At 50.6% G+C, this 20,829-nt stretch carries 17 protein-coding genes, 3 tRNA genes and 3 rRNA genes; 12 read left to right on the top strand and 11 right to left on the bottom strand.

The window, feature by feature from the left end; translation table 11 throughout:
* Positions 1 to 12: 12 nt before the first annotated feature.
* On the top strand, positions 13 to 723 hold the full coding sequence (nlpE, locus tag AB4H76_RS18700) for an envelope stress response activation lipoprotein NlpE (RefSeq protein WP_077491944.1): 711 nt from the start codon (positions 13 to 15) through the stop codon (positions 721 to 723).
* Between the two features lie 199 nt (positions 724 to 922).
* Here nlpE and AB4H76_RS18695 read toward each other — a convergent pair whose 3' ends face one another.
* The 7 genes from AB4H76_RS18695 to metN form a co-directional block, all read right to left on the bottom strand.
* Entirely contained in the window at positions 923 to 1,747 is an 825-nt protein-coding gene (locus AB4H76_RS18695) for a YaeF family permuted papain-like enzyme (protein ID WP_077491942.1), read from the bottom strand.
* A 52-nt stretch (positions 1,748 to 1,799) separates the two neighbouring features.
* Positions 1,800 to 3,518, bottom strand: coding sequence for a proline--tRNA ligase (proS, locus tag AB4H76_RS18690; RefSeq protein ID WP_001260712.1), 1,719 nt, complete (start codon positions 3,516 to 3,518; stop codon positions 1,800 to 1,802).
* A 110-nt stretch (positions 3,519 to 3,628) separates the two neighbouring features.
* Positions 3,629 to 4,336, bottom strand: coding sequence for a tRNA (N6-threonylcarbamoyladenosine(37)-N6)-methyltransferase TrmO (gene tsaA, locus AB4H76_RS18685; RefSeq protein ID WP_000094011.1), 708 nt, complete (start codon positions 4,334 to 4,336; stop codon positions 3,629 to 3,631).
* Positions 4,333 to 4,737 (bottom strand): Rcs stress response system protein RcsF, encoded by a 405-nt coding sequence (rcsF, locus tag AB4H76_RS18680; RefSeq protein WP_001202329.1) that lies wholly within the window; start codon positions 4,735 to 4,737, stop codon positions 4,333 to 4,335. Before rcsF ends, tsaA begins: the two co-directional genes overlap by 4 nt.
* Positions 4,738 to 4,854: 117 nt before the next feature.
* Positions 4,855 to 5,670, bottom strand: coding sequence for a methionine ABC transporter substrate-binding lipoprotein MetQ (metQ, locus tag AB4H76_RS18675; protein WP_000874226.1), 816 nt, complete (start codon positions 5,668 to 5,670; stop codon positions 4,855 to 4,857).
* Positions 5,671 to 5,709: 39 nt separating this feature from the next.
* A complete protein-coding gene (locus AB4H76_RS18670; protein ID WP_001294600.1) occupies positions 5,710 to 6,363 on the bottom strand; it encodes a methionine ABC transporter permease MetI in 654 nt (217 codons plus the stop codon).
* A complete protein-coding gene (gene metN, locus AB4H76_RS18665; protein ID WP_420062614.1) occupies positions 6,356 to 7,387 on the bottom strand; it encodes a methionine ABC transporter ATP-binding protein MetN in 1,032 nt (343 codons plus the stop codon). The genes AB4H76_RS18670 and metN overlap by 8 nt, the downstream gene beginning before the upstream one ends.
* Positions 7,388 to 7,574: 187 nt before the next feature.
* Between metN and gmhB the strand changes: the two genes are divergently transcribed.
* From gmhB to dkgB, 8 genes are all read left to right on the top strand, one after another.
* Positions 7,575 to 8,147 (top strand): D-glycero-beta-D-manno-heptose 1,7-bisphosphate 7-phosphatase, encoded by a 573-nt coding sequence (gene gmhB / locus AB4H76_RS18660; protein ID WP_077492397.1) that lies wholly within the window; start codon positions 7,575 to 7,577, stop codon positions 8,145 to 8,147.
* Positions 8,148 to 8,510: 363 nt separating this feature from the next.
* A 16S ribosomal RNA gene (locus AB4H76_RS18655) occupies positions 8,511 to 10,052 on the top strand.
* A gap of 68 nt (positions 10,053 to 10,120) precedes the next feature.
* Positions 10,121 to 10,197: transfer RNA gene (locus AB4H76_RS18650), tRNA-Ile, on the top strand.
* 42 nt (positions 10,198 to 10,239) lie between these two features.
* Positions 10,240 to 10,315: transfer RNA gene (locus AB4H76_RS18645), tRNA-Ala, on the top strand.
* Between the two features lie 174 nt (positions 10,316 to 10,489).
* A 23S ribosomal RNA gene (locus tag AB4H76_RS18640) occupies positions 10,490 to 13,393 on the top strand.
* Positions 13,394 to 13,581: 188 nt separating this feature from the next.
* Positions 13,582 to 13,697, top strand: a 5S ribosomal RNA gene (gene rrf, locus AB4H76_RS18635).
* The 16S, 23S and 5S rRNA genes sit together here with 3 tRNA genes alongside, the layout of an rRNA operon.
* Before the next feature lie 54 nt (positions 13,698 to 13,751).
* Positions 13,752 to 13,828 (top strand) — tRNA-Asp (locus tag AB4H76_RS18630).
* 162 nt (positions 13,829 to 13,990) lie between these two features.
* A complete protein-coding gene (gene dkgB / locus AB4H76_RS18625; RefSeq protein ID WP_000997050.1) occupies positions 13,991 to 14,794 on the top strand; it encodes a 2,5-didehydrogluconate reductase DkgB in 804 nt (267 codons plus the stop codon).
* On the opposite strand, the gene yafC is transcribed toward dkgB, so the two are convergent.
* On the bottom strand, positions 14,791 to 15,705 hold the full coding sequence (yafC, locus tag AB4H76_RS18620; protein ID WP_000648577.1) for a DNA-binding transcriptional regulator YafC: 915 nt from the start codon (positions 15,703 to 15,705) through the stop codon (positions 14,791 to 14,793). The two genes, dkgB and yafC, sit on opposite strands and share 4 nt — an antisense overlap.
* 240 nt (positions 15,706 to 15,945) lie before the next feature.
* Between yafC and AB4H76_RS18615 the strand changes: the two genes are divergently transcribed.
* Both AB4H76_RS18615 and AB4H76_RS18610 read left to right on the top strand, forming a co-directional pair.
* Positions 15,946 to 16,746 carry an endonuclease/exonuclease/phosphatase family protein gene (locus AB4H76_RS18615; RefSeq protein ID WP_001230983.1) on the top strand — a complete coding sequence of 267 codons (801 nt, stop codon included), beginning with the start codon at positions 15,946 to 15,948 and terminating at the stop codon, positions 16,744 to 16,746.
* A 3-nt stretch (positions 16,747 to 16,749) separates the two neighbouring features.
* A complete protein-coding gene (locus AB4H76_RS18610; protein WP_000016012.1) occupies positions 16,750 to 17,373 on the top strand; it encodes a class I SAM-dependent methyltransferase in 624 nt (207 codons plus the stop codon).
* Positions 17,374 to 17,420: 47 nt separating this feature from the next.
* Here AB4H76_RS18610 and mltD read toward each other — a convergent pair whose 3' ends face one another.
* Together mltD and gloB are read right to left on the bottom strand one after the other, a co-directional pair.
* Positions 17,421 to 18,779, bottom strand: coding sequence for a murein transglycosylase D (gene mltD / locus AB4H76_RS18605; RefSeq protein WP_000644685.1), 1,359 nt, complete (start codon positions 18,777 to 18,779; stop codon positions 17,421 to 17,423).
* A gap of 71 nt (positions 18,780 to 18,850) precedes the next feature.
* Entirely contained in the window at positions 18,851 to 19,606 is a 756-nt protein-coding gene (gene gloB, locus AB4H76_RS18600) for a hydroxyacylglutathione hydrolase (RefSeq protein WP_077492736.1), read from the bottom strand.
* A gap of 33 nt (positions 19,607 to 19,639) precedes the next feature.
* Here gloB and AB4H76_RS18595 point away from each other — a divergent pair, with 33 nt between their 5' ends.
* A complete protein-coding gene (locus tag AB4H76_RS18595; protein ID WP_001297210.1) occupies positions 19,640 to 20,362 on the top strand; it encodes a class I SAM-dependent methyltransferase in 723 nt (240 codons plus the stop codon).
* On the opposite strand, the gene rnhA is transcribed toward AB4H76_RS18595, so the two are convergent.
* On the bottom strand, positions 20,359 to 20,826 hold the full coding sequence (gene rnhA, locus AB4H76_RS18590) for a ribonuclease HI (RefSeq protein WP_000917883.1): 468 nt from the start codon (positions 20,824 to 20,826) through the stop codon (positions 20,359 to 20,361). The two genes, AB4H76_RS18595 and rnhA, sit on opposite strands and share 4 nt — an antisense overlap.
* Positions 20,827 to 20,829: the final 3 nt, after the last annotated feature.

The raw sequence follows: 20,829 nt of genomic DNA, 5'->3' as shown, positions 1-20,829 counted from the left end.
AAGAAGGAATGGATGGTGAAAAAAGCGATAGTGACAGCGATGGCTGTAATCAGCCTCTTTACTCTGATGGGATGTAATAATCGGGCCGAAGTTGATGCGCTTTCTCCGGCGCAGGCTGCCGAACTGAAACCGATGCCGCAAAGTTGGCGCGGCGTGCTGCCGTGTGCTGATTGCGAAGGAATCGAAACCTCTCTGTTCCTCGAAAAAGACGGAACATGGGTGATGAATGAGCGTTATCTCGGTGCTCGTGAAGAACCTTCCTCCTTCGCTTCCTACGGTACATGGGCGCGAACCGCTGACAAGTTGGTATTAACCGACAGCAAAGGTGAAAAGTCATATTATCGGGCGAAAGGCGATGCGCTGGAGATGCTCGATCGTGAAGGCAATCCGATTGAATCGCAGTTCAACTATACGCTGGAACCGGCACAATCCAGTTTACCTATGACGCCGATGACCCTGCGAGGCATGTATTTTTATATGGCTGATGCGGCGACCTTCACTGATTGCGCGACCGGAAAACGTTTCATGGTAGCGAATAACGCAGAGCTGGAGCGTGGCTACCTGGCTGCGCGCGGTCACAGTGAAAAACCGGTGTTACTGTCAGTAGAAGGTCACTTTACGCTTGAGGGTAATCCGGATACCGGTGCGCCGACTAAAGTATTGGCACCCGATACGGCAGGGAAATTTTACCCCAACCAGGATTGCAGTAGTTTGGGGCAGTAACCCGTCTTGAGACAGAAACAAACGCAAAACAGGCCAGAAGGATATATTTCAACATTTTGAATTTGCACGTTTTTTGTAGGCCGGATAAGGCGTTTACGCCGCATCCGGCAATGGTGCTCAACGCCTGATGCGACGCTGGCGCGTCTTATCATGCCTACAACCCCCCTCATACCTTAAGGCGGATAAGGCATTTACTTTATCACCGGGTCAAACCAACAAAGCGACCCGCCTTGATATAAATCCCAGGCTTCAGGTGCCCAACATACTGTAACTGCGTTTCTGGCTTAAACGCAGAGACATCGCCAGTACGCATATGCATCAGATCGGCAGGGCTAATCCAGCCTGATTGCGCCAGCATAAGCGGATGCCCGGCTTTGGCAAATGCATCAGTGACAAATTCCGAACAAAACCACGACTTTTTGTCTCCTTCGCCCACACTGCTTAACTGCGCTTTCGCCAGGCCGCTGACGCACTGTTGGCGAAAATCCTCGGAGAACGGATTCAGTGAGCACATCTGGCGAGTCACCATAAAGGGAATAAATTCGACAATGCCGCGATAGTTATAACCGCTATCTTTGATTTTATTGGCAAACGCGGTGATATCTGTGGCTTGTTGCGGGGTAAGATCCGGGACTCGTAAGACGAAAAGCTTATCACTATGCTTCATCGCTTTTTTAAGGGAAACAATCTGGACGCCAGCGCCTGTCGCTTCTGCAACGTTATTATCACCCAGAAAGATTGCAACGTGACTCACAGAGGAAGTGCTGAAGACGCGGATTCCAAATGAGGTTACCCCAAGGCTTGAGGAGAACAGCAAATCGCCGGGTTTGAGATCAGGTGCCGTTATTTCTTTTATTGATTGTTCGGTGAAAGAGCTTTGATGCTGGAATTTGACTGCCCATGTTTTCGCCCCGGCATCTACCGCTGTGGCTGATGAGTCTGGCTGGCTGATATCTACGGTACAGGCCGAAAGTAAAAGAAAGCTGGGGAGAAGCAGGCGGTAGTACGCCTTTGGTTTATCCATTTTATACAATCCATGTAAAAAAGGGCCCTGAAATTCAGGACCCTTTCTGGCATCAGCCTTTAATCTGTTTCACCAGATATTCGACGATGTCACCAGTCTTAATTAACTGTTTCTCGCCGTTGCGACGATATTTATATTCGATATCGTCGTTGTCGAGGTTACGGTCGCCCAGCACAATAGTGTGCGGAATACCGATCAGTTCCATATCAGCAAACATCACGCCCGGACGCTCTTTGCGGTCATCCAGCAGCACTTCGATACCTTGTGCACGCAGTTCACTGTACAGTTTCTCAGCAAGCTCCTGTACGCGGAAGGATTTGTGCATGTTCATCGGCAGAATCGCCACCTGGAACGGTGCGATCGCGTCAGGCCATACGATGCCGCGTTCGTCGTAGTTCTGCTCAATCGCCGCAGCCACAACGCGCGTTACCCCGATACCGTAGCAACCCATAGTCAGGATTTGGTTACGGCCATCTTCACCCTGTACGGAGGCTTTCAGTGCTTCGGAGTACTTGGTACCCAGCTGGAAGATGTGACCAACTTCGATACCACGTTTGATCAGCAGCGTACCCTGGCCATCCGGGCTTGGATCGCCAGCCACCACGTTACGGATATCCGCAACTTCCGGGGTAGCGACATCGCGATCCCAGTTGATGCCGAAGTAGTGTTTACCATCGATGTTAGCACCAGCAGCGAAATCACTCATCGCCGCAACGGTACGGTCAATCACCACCGGAATCGGCATGTTTACCGGACCCAGTGAACCCGGACCGGCTTTAACCACAGCACGAATTTCTTCTTCGGTCGCGAAAGTCAGCGGGCTTGCAACCTGCGGCAGTTTTTCTGCTTTAACTTCGTTCAGCTCGTGGTCACCGCGCACCAGCAGCGCAACTAACGGGAAGCTACTGCCTTCAACCGCTTTAACCAGCAGAGTCTTAACCGTTTTCTCAATCGGCAGATTGAACTGTTCAACCAGTTCCGCGATGGTTTTCGCGTTCGGCGTATCAACCAGCGTCATTTCCTGGGTAGCCGCAGCGCGCGGTTCTTTCGGCGCGATAGCTTCTGCCAGTTCAATGTTCGCTGCATAGTCAGAGGTGTCGGAGAAGACCACATCGTCTTCACCGCTCTGCGCCAGCACCTGGAATTCGTGAGAGGCGCTGCCGCCGATAGAACCGGTGTCGGCCTGTACGGCGCGGAAATCCAGCCCCATGCGGCTGAAGATTTTGCTGTAGGCCGCATACATTGCATCGTAGGTTTCCTGCAGGGATTCCTGGGAAGTATGGAAAGAGTAAGCATCTTTCATCAGGAATTCGCGGGAACGCATGACGCCGAAACGCGGACGCACTTCGTCGCGGAACTTGGTCTGGATCTGATAGAAGTTCAGCGGCAGCTGTTTGTAAGAGCTAAGCTCGTTACGAATCAGGTCAGTGATAACTTCTTCATGAGTTGGGCCGAGTACGAACGGACGCTCGCCACGGTCAACAAAACGCAGCAGTTCCGGACCGTACTGTTCCCAACGACCACTCTCTTGCCACAAATCGGCTGGCTGAACCACCGGCATCGACACCTCGATTGCACCGGCGTTGTTCATCTCTTCACGCACGATGTTTTCGACTTTTTTCAGAACGCGCACGCCGGTCGGCAGCCAGGTATATAACCCGGAGGCCAGCTTGCGGATCATCCCGGCGCGCAGCATCAGCTGATGGCTGATCACCTCGGCGTCGGCAGGTGTCTCCTTGAGAGTGGAGAGCAGGTATTGGCTAGTACGCATGTTGTTACGGTTCCAGTTGGAAGGTAGAACAGGCTCAAGGCGAGCCTGGGACAAAAAAAGTGATTTAGTTTACCAGTGCAAAAGAAATGTCAAAAGAGAAGGGCGTGAATTTAACGCGGTTCCAGCGCAAAGACTTCAAAACCTGCGTCGGTGACGCGCCAGCGAACGTTAAAATCATGTAGCCAGACGGCATAGGTTTTGCCCGTTTCCTCACCTTTACGATAGGCCGGGCGCGGGTCCTGCGCCAGTACTTCGCGGATAAACAGCGTTAACTGCGGATAACGCTTCTCCAGCGTCAAAAGCTGCTTTTCGACCTCTGCGGTAAAACTCACCGCCATCTCTGCAGCTGGCGCACTTTGCGCATAGCTGGCACTGGCATCGGGAAGCGATTCGGCAAAGGGGAGATACGGTTTGATATCCACTACCGGCGTACCATCGACCAGATCCAGACTGCCGAGCTTCAGAATCACGCTGTCTTTATGGCAAACAACCTCTTTCAGCTCTACCAGCGACATGCCAATTGGGTTAGGGCGGAAAGTAGAGCGTGTTGCGAAAACCCCCATTCTGGCGTTACCGCCGAGGCGCGGTGGACGCACAGTCGGACGCCAGCCGCCTTCCATCGTTTGATGAAAGACGAAAAGGATCCATAAATGGCTGAACGCTTCCAGGCCGCGAACGGCGTCGGCCTGGTTGTAGGGAGCAATGAGATGCAGTTCGCCGTTGGCGCTTTTTACCAGACCTGGCTGGCGCGGAACGGCGAATTTTTCTTTATAGGGCGAGCGAATAACGCCTATTTGCTCGAACTGGAAACTGCTCATTTCGCCGTAATGTTAAGCGCAGAACCGATACATACAGCCTGACGATAGCAGCCCGGCGTACCGCTGGTGACTTCGCAGCTATGCAGTAATACAGCATTGGCTTTCATTTTAGAGGCGTTGATTTGCATCCGCTTACGTGCGGTTGGAATGCTCGGCGGAGAGTCCTGATTAGAGGCCTGGCAAGAGTCGCCACTGACTTCACCGAGATCGCGGAACGGTTTGCCGACTAATTCTTCTGCATTGGTATAAATTCGGACCGGCGTGGCGCGCGGCGCTTTCGGTTTTGCAGGCTCCGCTTTCGGCTGGGGTGCAGTGCTTTGAACGGGTTCGACAGGGGATCTGCTTAACATGGAACAGCCGCTTAGCATGAGTGCTACTAAACAGATCGGTAAAGCACGCATAGTATTTCCTCAATGTATGATCAAAACGTCAATATTGAATCAGGAGCTTGTAAAAATGACAAGACGGGCAAGCGCCCGTCCTGAATGATATTACAAATTGTGGAAACAGCCTAAAAATTACCAGCCTTTAACAGCGCCGCCGTTAAACACTTTGTTTGCTGCTTCGTAAACTTCGTCAGACTGATAAGCCTGAACGAATTTCTTCACGTTCTCGGCGTCTTTGTTATCTTCACGCGTTACGATCAGGTTTACGTACGGGGACTCTTTATCTTCGACAAAGATACCGTCTTTCGCCGGAGTCAGGCCAATCTGGCTGGCATAGGTGGTATTGATAACTGCCAGAGCGATTTGCGCGTCGTCCAGAGAACGCGGCAGCTGCGGTGCTTCCAGCTCAACAATTTTCAGATTTTTGGGGTTCTCAACAACATCAAGAACGGTCGGCAGCAGGCCAACGCCATCTTTCAGTTTGATCAAGCCCACTTTTTGCAGCAGCAGCAGTGAACGACCAAGGTTAGTTGGGTCGTTTGGCACGGCAACCTGCGAACCATCCTGCAGTTCATCCAGTGATTTGATTTTCTTGGAGTAACCAGCAATCGGATAAACAAAAGTGTTGCCTACTGCGACCAGTTTGTAGCCACGATCTTTCAGTTGCTGATCAAGGTACGGTTTATGCTGGAAGGCGTTGGCGTCGATATCGCCTTTGCTCAATGCTTCGTTTGGCAGAACATAGTCGTTGAAGGTTACCAGCTCAACGTCCAGGCCATATTTGTCTTTCGCAACTTTCTGCGCGACTTCTGCTACCTGCTGTTCGGCACCAACAATCACGCCGACTTTAATGTGGTTTGGATCTTTTTCATCCTGACCGCAGCCTACCAGTGCCAGTGATCCAATCAGGGCTCCCACTGCCGCAAAGGTTTTGAATTTGAACGCCATACCTTATTCCTTCTTCAATTATTTATGTTGTGTTGAACGTTACTTGCGAGTGACAGCCCGGACGATGCGGTCGCCTGCGAACTGAATTAAATAAACCAGAATGACCAGCAATACCAGTACCGTATTCATCACCGTCGCGTTGTAGCCGATGTAGCCATACTGATAGCCAATCTGACCTAAACCGCCGGCACCGACTGCACCACCCATCGCGGAATAACCGACCAGGGTAATCAGGGTGATAGTCGCAGCATTCACCAGACCCGGCAATGCTTCCGGTAACAGCACTTTACGGACGATCTGCATCGGCGTGGCACCCATTGCGCGGGAAGCTTCAATTAATCCGGTTGGGATCTCCAGCAGAGCGTTCTCGACCATACGGGCAATAAACGGTGCTGCACCAACGGTTAACGGAACAATCGCTGCCTGCAAACCAATCGATGTACCGACAATAACGCGGGTAAACGGAATCATCCATACCAGCAAGATAATGAACGGGATGGAACGGAAAATGTTCACAATCGCAGAAACGGTACGATACAGCTTCGCGTTAGCAATAATTTGCCCCGGACGCGTGACATAAAGTAGGACGCCAACCGGCAGACCAATCACAAAGCCAAAAAATCCGGATACGAAGGTCATTGCCAGCGTTTCCCATACGCCACGAACCAGCAGCCACATCATCGGCTCAGACATAACCCAGTACCTCTACTTTTACATGGTGTTCCTGCAGCCAGGCAATGGCGGCTTGCGTATCTTGTTGTGTGCCGTGCATTTCAGTCAGCATGATGCCGAACTTAACGCCACCGGCGTAATCCATCTGCGCGCTAATAATGTTGTTGTTGACGTTGAAACGACGCGCGGTTTCAGAAAGCAGTGGGGCATCGACCGATTGACCGGTAAACTCCAGACGCAACATCGGCACGCAGTCAGTGAATGGCTCCGCATGCAGACGTTCCTGGTAATCTTCCGGGATATCCAGATGCAGGGTAGACTGAATAAACTTCTGCGCCAGCGGCGTTTTCGGATGTGAGAACACTTCACTTACCGTGTCCTGCTCGATCAGTTCGCCGTTGCTGATGACCGCCACGCAATCACAAATACGCTTCACAACGTCCATTTCGTGGGTGATCAACAGAATCGTCAAACCCAGACGGCGGTTGATGTCTTTCAGCAGTTCGAGAATAGAACGTGTCGTTGCCGGGTCCAGCGCGCTGGTGGCTTCATCACACAGCAATACTTTGGGATTGCTGGCTAATGCACGGGCAATCGCCACACGTTGTTTCTGCCCACCGGAAAGATTCGACGGGTAGCTATCATGCTTATCGCCAAGACCAACCAATGACAGCAATTCCGTCACGCGACGTTTGATCTCGTCTTTCGGTGTGTTGTCCAGCTCCAGCGGCAGAGCCACGTTGCCAAAAACAGTACGCGAAGAGAGCAGGTTAAAATGCTGGAAAATCATACCAATCTGGCGGCGAGCTTTGGTCAACTCAGATTCTGACAGCGTGGTCAGCTCCTGGCCATCGACCAGCACGCTACCCTCGGTTGGGCGCTCCAGCAGGTTTACACAACGTATAAGCGTACTCTTACCCGCGCCTGAGGCACCGATAACGCCATAAATTTGTCCAGCTGGCACATGCAGGCTGACGTTGTTCAACGCCTGGATGGTGCGGGTGCCCTGGTGGAACACTTTGGTGATATTCGAAAGTTTTATCATTGATTATTTATTATCGTCATTAAGTTAGTCGTGGCATTTCGAATGCCTGAAACGGGCAACGCCGTCAATGAAATGGATGTTAAGGCATCCAGACGTCTAAATCAATCAGGTTTATGCGAAGAGCACTTTCTTGCAGGTCGAAACATGCGATACTAGCGTCACATGCCTTATTAAGGAGCTATAAAAGGTGGCGAAGAGCTTACCCGCAATTTTTCTTGACCGTGATGGCACCATTAATGTCGATCACGGCTATGTCCATGAGATCGACAACTTTGAATTTATCGACGGTGTTATTGACGCCATGCGCGAGCTAAAAAAAATGGGGTTTGCGCTGGTGGTAGTAACCAACCAGTCTGGCATTGCTCGCGGTAAATTTACCGAAGCACAGTTTGAAACGCTGACCGAGTGGATGGACTGGTCGCTGGCGGACCGAGATGTCGATCTGGATGGTATCTATTATTGCCCGCATCATCCGCAGGGTAGTGTTGAAGAGTTTCGCCAGGTCTGCGACTGCCGTAAACCACATCCGGGGATGCTTTTGTCAGCACGCGATTATTTGCATATTGATATGGCCGCTTCTTATATGGTGGGCGATAAATTAGAAGATATGCAGGCAGCGGCTGCGGCGAACGTGGGAACAAAAGTGCTGGTGCGTACGGGTAAACCTATTACGCCTGAAGCAGAAAACGCGGCGGATTGGGTGTTAAATAGCCTGGCAGACCTGCCGCAAGCGATAAAAAAGCAGCAAAAACCGGCATAATGATTAAAAGATGAGCGATTGAAATAAAAATGCATTTTTCCACTTGTCTTCCTGAGACGACTCCCTATAATGCGCCTCCATCGACACGGCGGATGTGAATCACTTCACACAAACAGCCGGTTCGGTTGAAGAGAAAAATCCTGAAATTCAGGGTTGACTCTGAAAGAGGAAAGCGTAATATACGCCACCTCGCGACAGTGCGCTAAAGCGCGTCGCAACTGCTCTTTAACAATTTATCAGACAATCTGTGTGGGCACTCGAAGATACGGATTCTTAACGTCGAAAGACAAAAAATGAATACCAAGTTTCAAGAGTGAACACGTAATTCATTACGAAGTTTAATTCTTTGAGCATCAAACTTTTAAATTGAAGAGTTTGATCATGGCTCAGATTGAACGCTGGCGGCAGGCCTAACACATGCAAGTCGAACGGTAACAGGAAACAGCTTGCTGTTTCGCTGACGAGTGGCGGACGGGTGAGTAATGTCTGGGAAACTGCCTGATGGAGGGGGATAACTACTGGAAACGGTAGCTAATACCGCATAACGTCGCAAGACCAAAGAGGGGGACCTTCGGGCCTCTTGCCATCGGATGTGCCCAGATGGGATTAGCTAGTAGGTGGGGTAACGGCTCACCTAGGCGACGATCCCTAGCTGGTCTGAGAGGATGACCAGCCACACTGGAACTGAGACACGGTCCAGACTCCTACGGGAGGCAGCAGTGGGGAATATTGCACAATGGGCGCAAGCCTGATGCAGCCATGCCGCGTGTATGAAGAAGGCCTTCGGGTTGTAAAGTACTTTCAGCGGGGAGGAAGGGAGTAAAGTTAATACCTTTGCTCATTGACGTTACCCGCAGAAGAAGCACCGGCTAACTCCGTGCCAGCAGCCGCGGTAATACGGAGGGTGCAAGCGTTAATCGGAATTACTGGGCGTAAAGCGCACGCAGGCGGTTTGTTAAGTCAGATGTGAAATCCCCGGGCTCAACCTGGGAACTGCATCTGATACTGGCAAGCTTGAGTCTCGTAGAGGGGGGTAGAATTCCAGGTGTAGCGGTGAAATGCGTAGAGATCTGGAGGAATACCGGTGGCGAAGGCGGCCCCCTGGACGAAGACTGACGCTCAGGTGCGAAAGCGTGGGGAGCAAACAGGATTAGATACCCTGGTAGTCCACGCCGTAAACGATGTCGACTTGGAGGTTGTGCCCTTGAGGCGTGGCTTCCGGAGCTAACGCGTTAAGTCGACCGCCTGGGGAGTACGGCCGCAAGGTTAAAACTCAAATGAATTGACGGGGGCCCGCACAAGCGGTGGAGCATGTGGTTTAATTCGATGCAACGCGAAGAACCTTACCTGGTCTTGACATCCACAGAACTTTCCAGAGATGGATTGGTGCCTTCGGGAACTGTGAGACAGGTGCTGCATGGCTGTCGTCAGCTCGTGTTGTGAAATGTTGGGTTAAGTCCCGCAACGAGCGCAACCCTTATCCTTTGTTGCCAGCGGTCCGGCCGGGAACTCAAAGGAGACTGCCAGTGATAAACTGGAGGAAGGTGGGGATGACGTCAAGTCATCATGGCCCTTACGACCAGGGCTACACACGTGCTACAATGGCGCATACAAAGAGAAGCGACCTCGCGAGAGCAAGCGGACCTCATAAAGTGCGTCGTAGTCCGGATTGGAGTCTGCAACTCGACTCCATGAAGTCGGAATCGCTAGTAATCGTGGATCAGAATGCCACGGTGAATACGTTCCCGGGCCTTGTACACACCGCCCGTCACACCATGGGAGTGGGTTGCAAAAGAAGTAGGTAGCTTAACCTTCGGGAGGGCGCTTACCACTTTGTGATTCATGACTGGGGTGAAGTCGTAACAAGGTAACCGTAGGGGAACCTGCGGTTGGATCACCTCCTTACCTTAAAGAAGCGTACTTTGCAGTGCTCACACAGATTGTCTGATGAAAATGAGCAGTAAAACCTCTACAGGCTTGTAGCTCAGGTGGTTAGAGCGCACCCCTGATAAGGGTGAGGTCGGTGGTTCAAGTCCACTCAGGCCTACCAAATTTGCACGGCAAATTTGAAGAGGTTTTAACTACATGTTATGGGGCTATAGCTCAGCTGGGAGAGCGCCTGCTTTGCACGCAGGAGGTCTGCGGTTCGATCCCGCATAGCTCCACCATCTCTGTAGTGATTAAATAAAAAATACTTCAGAGTGTACCTGCAAAGGTTCACTGCGAAGTTTTGCTCTTTAAAAATCTGGATCAAGCTGAAAATTGAAACACTGAACAACGAAAGTTGTTCGTGAGTCTCTCAAATTTTCGCAACTCTGAAGTGAAACATCTTCGGGTTGTGAGGTTAAGCGACTAAGCGTACACGGTGGATGCCCTGGCAGTCAGAGGCGATGAAGGACGTGCTAATCTGCGATAAGCGTCGGTAAGGTGATATGAACCGTTATAACCGGCGATTTCCGAATGGGGAAACCCAGTGTGATTCGTCACACTATCATTAACTGAATCCATAGGTTAATGAGGCGAACCGGGGGAACTGAAACATCTAAGTACCCCGAGGAAAAGAAATCAACCGAGATTCCCCCAGTAGCGGCGAGCGAACGGGGAGCAGCCCAGAGCCTGAATCAGTGTGTGTGTTAGTGGAAGCGTCTGGAAAGGCGCGCGATACAGGGTGACAGCCCCGTACACAAAAATGCACATGCTGTGAGCTCGATGAGTAGGGCGGGACACGTGGTATCCTGTCTGAATATGGGGGGACCATCCTCCAAGGCTAAATACTCCTGACTGACCGATAGTGAACCAGTACCGTGAGGGAAAGGCGAAAAGAACCCCGGCGAGGGGAGTGAAAAAGAACCTGAAACCGTGTACGTACAAGCAGTGGGAGCACGCTTAGGCGTGTGACTGCGTACCTTTTGTATAATGGGTCAGCGACTTATATTCTGTAGCAAGGTTAACCGAATAGGGGAGCCGAAGGGAAACCGAGTCTTAACTGGGCGTTAAGTTGCAGGGTATAGACCCGAAACCCGGTGATCTAGCCATGGGCAGGTTGAAGGTTGGGTAACACTAACTGGAGGACCGAACCGACTAATGTTGAAAAATTAGCGGATGACTTGTGGCTGGGGGTGAAAGGCCAATCAAACCGGGAGATAGCTGGTTCTCCCCGAAAGCTATTTAGGTAGCGCCTCGTGAATTCATCTCCGGGGGTAGAGCACTGTTTCGGCAAGGGGGTCATCCCGACTTACCAACCCGATGCAAACTGCGAATACCGGAGAATGTTATCACGGGAGACACACGGCGGGTGCTAACGTCCGTCGTGAAGAGGGAAACAACCCAGACCGCCAGCTAAGGTCCCAAAGTCATGGTTAAGTGGGAAACGATGTGGGAAGGCCCAGACAGCCAGGATGTTGGCTTAGAAGCAGCCATCATTTAAAGAAAGCGTAATAGCTCACTGGTCGAGTCGGCCTGCGCGGAAGATGTAACGGGGCTAAACCATGCACCGAAGCTGCGGCAGCGACGCTGATGCGTTGTTGGGTAGGGGAGCGTTCTGTAAGCCTGTGAAGGTGTGCTGTGAGGCATGCTGGAGGTATCAGAAGTGCGAATGCTGACATAAGTAACGATAAAGCGGGTGAAAAGCCCGCTCGCCGGAAGACCAAGGGTTCCTGTCCAACGTTAATCGGGGCAGGGTGAGTCGACCCCTAAGGCGAGGCCGAAAGGCGTAGTCGATGGGAAACAGGTTAATATTCCTGTACTTGGTGTTACTGCGAAGGGGGGACGGAGAAGGCTATGTTGGCCGGGCGACGGTTGTCCCGGTTTAAGCGTGTAGGCTGGTTTTCCAGGCAAATCCGGAAAATCAAGGCTGAGGCGTGATGACGAGGCACTACGGTGCTGAAGCAACAAATGCCCTGCTTCCAGGAAAAGCCTCTAAGCATCAGGTAACATCAAATCGTACCCCAAACCGACACAGGTGGTCAGGTAGAGAATACCAAGGCGCTTGAGAGAACTCGGGTGAAGGAACTAGGCAAAATGGTGCCGTAACTTCGGGAGAAGGCACGCTGATATGTAGGTGAAGCGACTTGCTCGTGGAGCTGAAATCAGTCGAAGATACCAGCTGGCTGCAACTGTTTATTAAAAACACAGCACTGTGCAAACACGAAAGTGGACGTATACGGTGTGACGCCTGCCCGGTGCCGGAAGGTTAATTGATGGGGTCAGCGCAAGCGAAGCTCTTGATCGAAGCCCCGGTAAACGGCGGCCGTAACTATAACGGTCCTAAGGTAGCGAAATTCCTTGTCGGGTAAGTTCCGACCTGCACGAATGGCGTAATGATGGCCAGGCTGTCTCCACCCGAGACTCAGTGAAATTGAACTCGCTGTGAAGATGCAGTGTACCCGCGGCAAGACGGAAAGACCCCGTGAACCTTTACTATAGCTTGACACTGAACATTGAGCCTTGATGTGTAGGATAGGTGGGAGGCTTTGAAGTGTGGACGCCAGTCTGCATGGAGCCGACCTTGAAATACCACCCTTTAATGTTTGATGTTCTAACGTTGACCCGTAATCCGGGTTGCGGACAGTGTCTGGTGGGTAGTTTGACTGGGGCGGTCTCCTCCTAAAGAGTAACGGAGGAGCACGAAGGTTGGCTAATCCTGGTCGGACATCAGGAGGTTAGTGCAATGGCATAAGCCAGCTTGACTGCGAGCGTGACGGCGCGAGCAGGTGCGAAAGCAGGTCATAGTGATCCGGTGGTTCTGAATGGAAGGGCCATCGCTCAACGGATAAAAGGTACTCCGGGGATAACAGGCTGATACCGCCCAAGAGTTCATATCGACGGCGGTGTTTGGCACCTCGATGTCGGCTCATCACATCCTGGGGCTGAAGTAGGTCCCAAGGGTATGGCTGTTCGCCATTTAAAGTGGTACGCGAGCTGGGTTTAGAACGTCGTGAGACAGTTCGGTCCCTATCTGCCGTGGGCGCTGGAGAACTGAGGGGGGCTGCTCCTAGTACGAGAGGACCGGAGTGGACGCATCACTGGTGTTCGGGTTGTCATGCCAATGGCACTGCCCGGTAGCTAAATGCGGAAGAGATAAGTGCTGAAAGCATCTAAGCACGAAACTTGCCCCGAGATGAGTTCTCCCTGACTCCTTGAGAGTCCTGAAGGAACGTTGAAGACGACGACGTTGATAGGCCGGGTGTGTAAGCGCAGCGATGCGTTGAGCTAACCGGTACTAATGAACCGTGAGGCTTAACCTTACAACGCCGAAGATGTTTTGGCGGATTGAGAGAATTTCAGCTTTGATTCAGAGTCCGAAGGATTTTGCGCTGAGACAAGGCGGCAAATGAAGCGAAGGAAAGAGCATACTGAAGTATGTGACTGACTTTCGCGAATGCAGCCGACGCAGTATCAGCACAAAAGACACAGGACAGAGCACAGGAATTTGCCTGGCGGCCGTAGCGCGGTGGTCCCACCTGACCCCATGCCGAACTCAGAAGTGAAACGCCGTAGCGCCGATGGTAGTGTGGGGTCTCCCCATGCGAGAGTAGGGAACTGCCAGGCATCAAATTAAGCAGTAAGCCGGTCATAAAACCGGTGGTTGTAAAAGAATTCGGTGGAGCGGTAGTTCAGTCGGTTAGAATACCTGCCTGTCACGCAGGGGGTCGCGGGTTCGAGTCCCGTCCGTTCCGCCACTTATTAAGAAGCCTCGAGTTAACGCTCGAGGTTTTTTTTCGTCTGTATATCTATTATTGCCAGAATCGCAAAAATCCTCTGCATTTTACGCTCTTTTTCCTCAACAGTCTGAAGCCCATAATCACCTCAGTTAACGAAAATAGCATTAAAAGAGGCATATTATGGCTATCCCTGCATTTGGTTTAGGTACTTTCCGTCTGAAAGACGACGTTGTTATTTCATCTGTGAAAACGGCGCTTGAACTTGGTTATCGCGCAATTGATACTGCACAAATCTATGATAACGAAGCCGCAGTAGGTCAGGCGATTGCAGAAAGTGGCGTGCCACGTCATGAACTCTACATCACCACTAAAATCTGGATTGAAAATCTCAGCAAAGACAAATTGATCCCGAGTCTGAAAGAGAGCCTGCAAAAATTGCGTACTGATTATGTTGATCTGACTCTAATCCACTGGCCGTCACCAAACGATGAAGTCTCTGTTGAAGAGTTTATGCAGGAGCTGCTGGAAGCCAAAAAAGAAGGGTTGACGCGTGAGATCGGTATTTCCAACTTCACGATCCCATTGATGGAAAAGGCGATTGCTGCTGTTGGCGCTGAAAACATCGCTACTAACCAGATTGAACTCTCTCCTTATCTGCAAAACCGTAAAGTGGTTGCCTGGGCTAAACAGCACGGCATCCATATTACTTCCTATATGACGCTGGCGTATGGTAAGGCCCTGAAAGATGAGGTTATTGCTCGTATCGCAGCTAAACACAATGCGACTCCGGCACAAGTGATTCTGGCGTGGGCTATGGGGGAAGGTTACTCAGTAATTCCTTCTTCTACTAAACGTAAAAACCTGGAAAGTAATCTTAAGGCACAAAATTTACAGCTTGATGCCGAAGATAAAAAAGCGATCGCCGCACTGGATTGCAACGACCGCCTGGTTAGCCCGGAAGGTCTGGCTCCTGAATGGGATTAAGCCTCTCTGACAGCTCCTCCGGGAGCTGTTTTTACATGCTCGCTAAGGAAATCGATAAAAGCCCGGATGCGCGTACTTACCGCACGGTCGCTGTAATAGACGGCACTGAATGGCATTTCCACTGGCAACACTTTATCTGCCATTAACTCCACCAATTCTCCGCGAGCGATTTCTTTGTCGATCATGTAGTCGGACAAACATGCAATCCCGTTGCCACTCAGGCAAAGCTGTTTCAGTGTTTCCCCACTATTGGATGACAAACCGTACTTCACCTCATGTAATTGTCCATCACTACAGGCTATCGGCCAGGTATTGAGGGAAGCGGGTTCAGTGAATCCCAGGCAAACATGTTGCTTTAAATCGTCGATCGTTTCTGGCTTCCCGTAGCGGGAAATATAATCGGGGGAGGCGATAATTTTTCGATAACTGTTAAATAACGGCCTGGCACGTAAGCTGGAATCCGTTAACGTACCAGCGCGTATCGCGACATCCACTTTTCTTTCGATCAAATTAATAATCGTTTCGGAGGAGACTAGCGACAAAGTGACTTCCGGATAGCGTTCACGGAAAGGCTTAATTAACGGCATCAGAAAGTGCAGCACCACTGGAGTTGCGGCATCGATCCGTAACAGTCCACGCGGTGTATTACGCGTCTCCATAATTTCTGATTCTGCCGCTGCCATCTCCTGCAAAATTGACTGTACGCGACGAAAATAACGCTCGCCTTCTTCCGTCAGGCTAAGTTGTCGCGTGGTCCGATTAAGCAGGCTAACGCCAAGTTTCATCTCCAGCTTTTTCACCGCCCGGCTTACCGCTGAGTTTGCTTGCCCTAATTGTTCCGCTGCCCGGCTAAAGCTGCCGCTTTCGACGACCGAAACAAAAATGGCGAGTTCTTCCGACGTGGCTTTCATTTTTGCTCCTGTTGCAAAATAGAAGAGATATTTTGAATTTATTTGTCATTAAACCATCAGGATGCGTGATATGTCATGCGATTTAATGTTCTCCATAATGAGCAAAATTCTGACCGGTGTAAGCACTTGCTTACATAACAATATACAATTGCTCGTTGAAAGAGTGAGCTAAAATCCCTATAACAGTAGAACCCTCCCGAGTGCGGAAGGGTTGACGTAATAGAGGTTTCAAAGTCAAAAGTGCGAAAAAACACCTATGCCATGCGCTATGTTGCCGGACAACCTGCGGAAAGGATCTTACCGCCGGGGTCTTTTGCGAGCATCGGCCAGGCATTACCACCTGGGGAACCGTTAAGTACCGAAGAGCGTATTCGGATCCTGGTGTGGAACATATACAAACAGCAACGCGCTGAATGGTTGTCGGTATTAAAGAACTACGGCAAAGATGCACATCTGGTGTTATTGCAGGAAGCGCAGACAACGCCAGAGTTAGTACAGTTTGCGACCGCTAACTATCTTGCCGCCGATCAGGTACCCGCTTTCGTGCTGCCACAACATCCTTCTGGCGTAATGACCCTTTCGGCGGCACATCCAGTGTATTGCTGCCCGTTACGTGAACGAGAACCCATTTTGCGTCTGGCGAAGTCGGCACTGGTGACGGTCTATCCATTACCTGACACCCGCCTGTTGATGGTGGTTAATATACACGCCGTCAACTTCAGTCTGGGCGTGGATGTCTATAGTAAGCAGTTACTTCCTATTGGTGATCAGATAGCTCACCACAGCGGCCCGGTCATTATGGCGGGAGATTTCAATGCCTGGAGCCGTAGAAGGATGAACGCGTTATATCGCTTTGCGCGGGAAATGTCGCTGCGCCAGGTGCGTTTTACCGATGATCAGCGCCGTCGGGCGTTTGGTCGCCCGCTCGATTTTGTTTTCTACCGTGGTCTGAACGTCAGTGAAGCTTCTGTACTGGTTACGCGCGCTTCCGATCACAATCCGCTACTCGTTGAATTCAGTCCCGGCAAGCCTGATAAATAAGGTATGTCAGGTCTGCCACAGGGCAGACCAACGTTTGTCGCTGCGCAAAACGTGAGCACGGTGGTGGCGTATGACTTATCTGCCCACATGCTGGATGTCGTGGCACAAGCTGCCGAAGTCCGGCAACTGAAAAATATCACCACCCGCCAGGGTTATGCCGAAAGTCTGCCATTTGCCGATAACGCATTTGATATTGTTATCAGCCGTTATTCTGCCCATCACTGGCATGATGTTGGTGCAGCACTGCGTGAAGTGAACCGGATATTGAAACCTGGCGGTAGGCTGATTGTGATGGACGTAATGTCTCCGGGCCACCCAGTGCGCGACATCTGGTTACAGACGGTAGAAGCATTACGCGATACCTCTCACGTACGAAACTACGCCAGCGGTGAGTGGTTGACGTTAATCAATGAAGCCAATCTGATAGTTGATAATTTAATTACAGATAAGTTACCGCTGGAATTTTCTTCATGGGTCGTGAGAATGCGTACGCCAGAAGCGTTAGTAGACGCTATTCGCATTTACCAACAGAGCGCATCGACAGAGGTGAGAACGTATTTTTCCTTGCAGACTGATGGCTCTTTCACCAGTGATATCATCATGGTAGAAGCACATAAAGCGGCATAAATAAAAAAGGCACCGGGGGAATCGGTGCCTTTTTATTATCTGGTTTGTCAGGAATCTGGCATGTTGTTGTTTTTCACAAACAACGTCAGCTTGTCGCCTGGTTGCAGATTCGCAGTGTCGCTGTTCCAGCGCATCACATCTTTGATGTTCACGCCGTGGCGTTTAGCAATGCTTGAAAGCGAATCGCCTTTGCGCACACGATACGTAATGCTATCGCTGTTGTTTGCCAACCGCTGTGCGCTACTGCCTGCACCAATCGTCAAACTTTGGCCTGGCTTCAGCTTAGATCCGCGCAGTTTGTTCCACTGCTGCAAATCTTTGGTGCTTACGCCGAGACGTGAAGCGATGCTTGAAAGCGTGTCGCCAGAGCGTACGGTGTAAACACGGCTGTTAAGCGGCGTATTGTCGGCAACCAGCGTCGACTGTACAGCAGCAATTTCGCCTGAAGCGAGAGATTCACGCAGTTGATCTGCATGCTTCTTTGGCACCATCACGTACTGCGGCCCACTTGCGCCCAGCGTGGAGCCTTTCACGCCAGCGTTGAATGTCTTCAGCTTGCTGACGGAAATCCCCGCCATATCTGCAACCTTCGCCATTTCAACCGGGCTACTCAGGTGCACACGCGCCAGAGCACGGCTTTCATCGGTCGTTGGCAGACGTACGCCATAACGCTTGCTGTTTTTGAGAATATCACTCAATGCCAGCATTTTAGGCACGTACTGCTTCGTTTCCTGCGGCAACGGTAACGACCAGAAGTCCGTGGATTTCCCACGCGCTTTGTTCGTTTTAATTGCCTTCATGACCCGACCTTCGCCGCTGTTATAAGCCGCTACGGTCAGAAGCCAGTCGCCGTCAAACATTTTGTTCAGACGCTGCATCATATTCAGCGCGGCAGTTGTTGAAGCAACAACATCGCGACGCGCGTCATAATTGCGGGTCTGTTTCAAACCATAATTGCGCCCCGTGCTCGGAATGATCTGCCAGATGCCTGCGGCATTGGCGCCAGACGTTGCGTGAGGATCAAAAGCGCTCTCCACTATGGGTAGTAGTACCAGTTCCATAGGCATGTTACGTTTTTTAACTTGCCCTGCTATCCAGTACATATACGGCTCTGCCCGTAAAGTTACATCGTGGAGATAGCTCTTATTGCGTAAATATTTCTGTTTCTGTTCGCGAATCCGGTCATTTTCCGGAATTCCCATCTTTAGCTCGTCGCCAATGAAAGCCCACAAGTCACCATCTGGCGCGATAGACGTCCCATCGTCCATCCATCGTGCCTGACTTGTAAACTTTGCTGCTTCCCCTTGACCAGCTGCAGAAAGGCTCTGTGCGTGCTGTTGAACGTTGCCGGTACTCTGGCAACCCACGAGCAGGACAGAGGCGAGTAATATCGCTTTTGCCTTCATGTGTGTGTCAATAGTTGCTTAAAAGACGACCGATCATAACGGCGAACGGAGCCGATGACAAGAAAGTTTTATCAGAACCTATCTTTCTTTGACCTTAACCATGCAAAACGCTCTTCAGGTTGTTGCAATAATGTTTCTTCATTAATTACATTAATTAAATCAATATCTTCCGTTCTTAAAAAAACATTAATTTGCCGCTCATTTTTCAGAATTACGGGTAGTGTTATTTGATTTTTTGCCCGTAACTCCTTAACTTTACGATAATAATCATTTATGGACAAATCGTGCGGAAGAATACTCAAAGCAAACTTCATATTTGATAAGGTATATTCATGAGCACAACATACCAATGTATCGTCAGGTAACACACTTAACTTTTTAAGTGATTGATACATTTGTGATGCTGTCCCTTCAAACAACCGACCACACCCACCAGAAAATAGTGTGTCGCCGCAAAATAGATAAGGTTTACTGAAGTAACAGATATGTCCTAAAGTGTGACCCGGCGTAGCAATTACACTAAATTCATGCCCCAAAACGAAGGCAGTTTCGCCATCTTTGACTACCCGTGTTGTTCCCTTATCTTGTGTCTCTTGTGGACCATACACCACAATTTGTGGAAACTTTTCCACCAGTTCTTTTACGCCGCCAACGTGATCGTGGTGATGGTGGGTGAGAAATATGGCCTCCGGTTGCCAGTTATTGGCGGCAATGGCGTTTAATACTGGCTCTGCGTCTCCGGGATCGACAATCAGGCAGCGACCTGCTTCATCATTCAAAACCCAGATGTAATTGTCATCAAAGGCGGGAATACTGTTAAGATTCATAGATTACCTCTTAGTGTGAAACGGAAGGTTGTGATGAAACCGGCAAGAGTCCCTCAAACTGTCGTGGCTCCTGATCGCTGGGGCGATTTGCCCTGGGGAGAGCTTTATCGCAAGGCGCTGGAGCGCCAGCTCAACCCGTGGTTCACTAAAATGTATGGTTTTCATCTGCTTAAGATTGGCAATTTAAGCGCAGAAATCAATTGCGAAGCGTGCGCGGTTTCTCATCAAGTGAATGTTTCTGCGCAAGGAATGCCCGTCCAGGTGCAGGCGGATCCACTTCATCTTCCTTTTGCCGATAAATCCGTTGATGTTTGTCTACTGGCACATACATTGCCGTGGTGCACCGATCCGCATCGTTTATTGCGTGAAACCGATCGGGTATTGATTGATGATGGCTGGCTGGTGATTAGTGGCTTCAATCCCATTAGTTTAATGGGATTACGCAAACTTGTGCCGGTATTGCGAAAAACCTCGCCCTATAACAGCCGGATGTTTACTCTGATGCGGCAACTGGACTGGCTCTCTTTGTTGAATTTTGAAGTGCTGCACGCCAGCCGTTTCCACGTTCTCCCGTGGAACAAACACGGAGGAAAACTATTGAATGCGCATATTCCTGCGCTTGGTTGCTTACAACTTATTGTTGCCCGGAAACGGACTATTCCTTTAACGCTAAACCCGATGAAACAGAGTAAAAACAAGCCACGAATTCGCCAGGCGGTTGGAGCCACCCGGCAATGTCGTAAACCACAAGCTTAAACTTCGACTTGGTAGCCCGTATCTTCCAGTGTGGGATTCATCGCCGCGGCACGAGCCAGTTCATCACAGCGTTCGTTTTCCGGGTGTCCGGCATGGCCTTTAACCCATTCCCATTTGATTTGATGTTGCCCTAGGGCAGCATCAAGACGTTGCCAGAGATCGACATTTTTTACTGGTTTTTTGTCTGCGGTTTTCCAGCCACGTTTTTTCCAGTTATGGATCCACTGGGTGATACCCTGGCGGACATACTGGCTGTCGGTACTCAAAATGACTTCGCAATGTTCTTTTAACGCCTCCAGCGCGACAATAGCGGCCATCAACTCCATACGGTTGTTGGTGGTGCGGGTGTAGCCTGCGCTAAAGGTTTTCTCGCGTCCGCGATAGCGTAAAATAGCGCCGTAACCCCCAGGTCCTGGATTGCCCAGACACGAACCATCGGTGAAAATTTCTACCTGTTTAAGCATCTC

It is taken from the genome of Escherichia sp. UTM R2 (assembly GCF_048593455.1).
In the GTDB taxonomy this organism is placed as follows: Bacteria; Pseudomonadota; Gammaproteobacteria; order Enterobacterales; family Enterobacteriaceae; genus Escherichia; species Escherichia coli.
This window is presented reverse-complemented; position numbering and strand designations above follow the sequence as displayed.

Coding starts and splice junctions, on each gene's coding strand:
- mltD (WP_000644685.1), bottom strand. CDS start 18,779: ATGAAGGCAAAAGCGATATTACTCGCCTCTGTCCTGCTCGTGGGTTGC.
- AB4H76_RS18670 (WP_001294600.1), bottom strand. CDS start 6,363: ATGTCTGAGCCGATGATGTGGCTGCTGGTTCGTGGCGTATGGGAAACG.
- metN (WP_420062614.1), bottom strand. CDS start 7,387: ATGATAAAACTTTCGAATATCACCAAAGTGTTCCACCAGGGCACCCGC.
- AB4H76_RS18595 (WP_001297210.1), top strand. CDS start 19,640: ATGAAACCGGCAAGAGTCCCTCAAACTGTCGTGGCTCCTGATCGCTGG.
- AB4H76_RS18610 (WP_000016012.1), top strand. CDS start 16,750: ATGTCAGGTCTGCCACAGGGCAGACCAACGTTTGTCGCTGCGCAAAAC.
- metQ (WP_000874226.1), bottom strand. CDS start 5,670: ATGGCGTTCAAATTCAAAACCTTTGCGGCAGTGGGAGCCCTGATTGGA.
- tsaA (WP_000094011.1), bottom strand. CDS start 4,336: ATGAGCAGTTTCCAGTTCGAGCAAATAGGCGTTATTCGCTCGCCCTAT.
- rnhA (WP_000917883.1), bottom strand. CDS start 20,826: ATGCTTAAACAGGTAGAAATTTTCACCGATGGTTCGTGTCTGGGCAAT.
- rcsF (WP_001202329.1), bottom strand. CDS start 4,737: ATGCGTGCTTTACCGATCTGTTTAGTAGCACTCATGCTAAGCGGCTGT.
- AB4H76_RS18695 (WP_077491942.1), bottom strand. CDS start 1,747: ATGGATAAACCAAAGGCGTACTACCGCCTGCTTCTCCCCAGCTTTCTT.
- gloB (WP_077492736.1), bottom strand. CDS start 19,606: ATGAATCTTAACAGTATTCCCGCCTTTGATGACAATTACATCTGGGTT.
- dkgB (WP_000997050.1), top strand. CDS start 13,991: ATGGCTATCCCTGCATTTGGTTTAGGTACTTTCCGTCTGAAAGACGAC.
- proS (WP_001260712.1), bottom strand. CDS start 3,518: ATGCGTACTAGCCAATACCTGCTCTCCACTCTCAAGGAGACACCTGCC.
- nlpE (WP_077491944.1), top strand. CDS start 13: ATGGTGAAAAAAGCGATAGTGACAGCGATGGCTGTAATCAGCCTCTTT.
- yafC (WP_000648577.1), bottom strand. CDS start 15,705: ATGAAAGCCACGTCGGAAGAACTCGCCATTTTTGTTTCGGTCGTCGAA.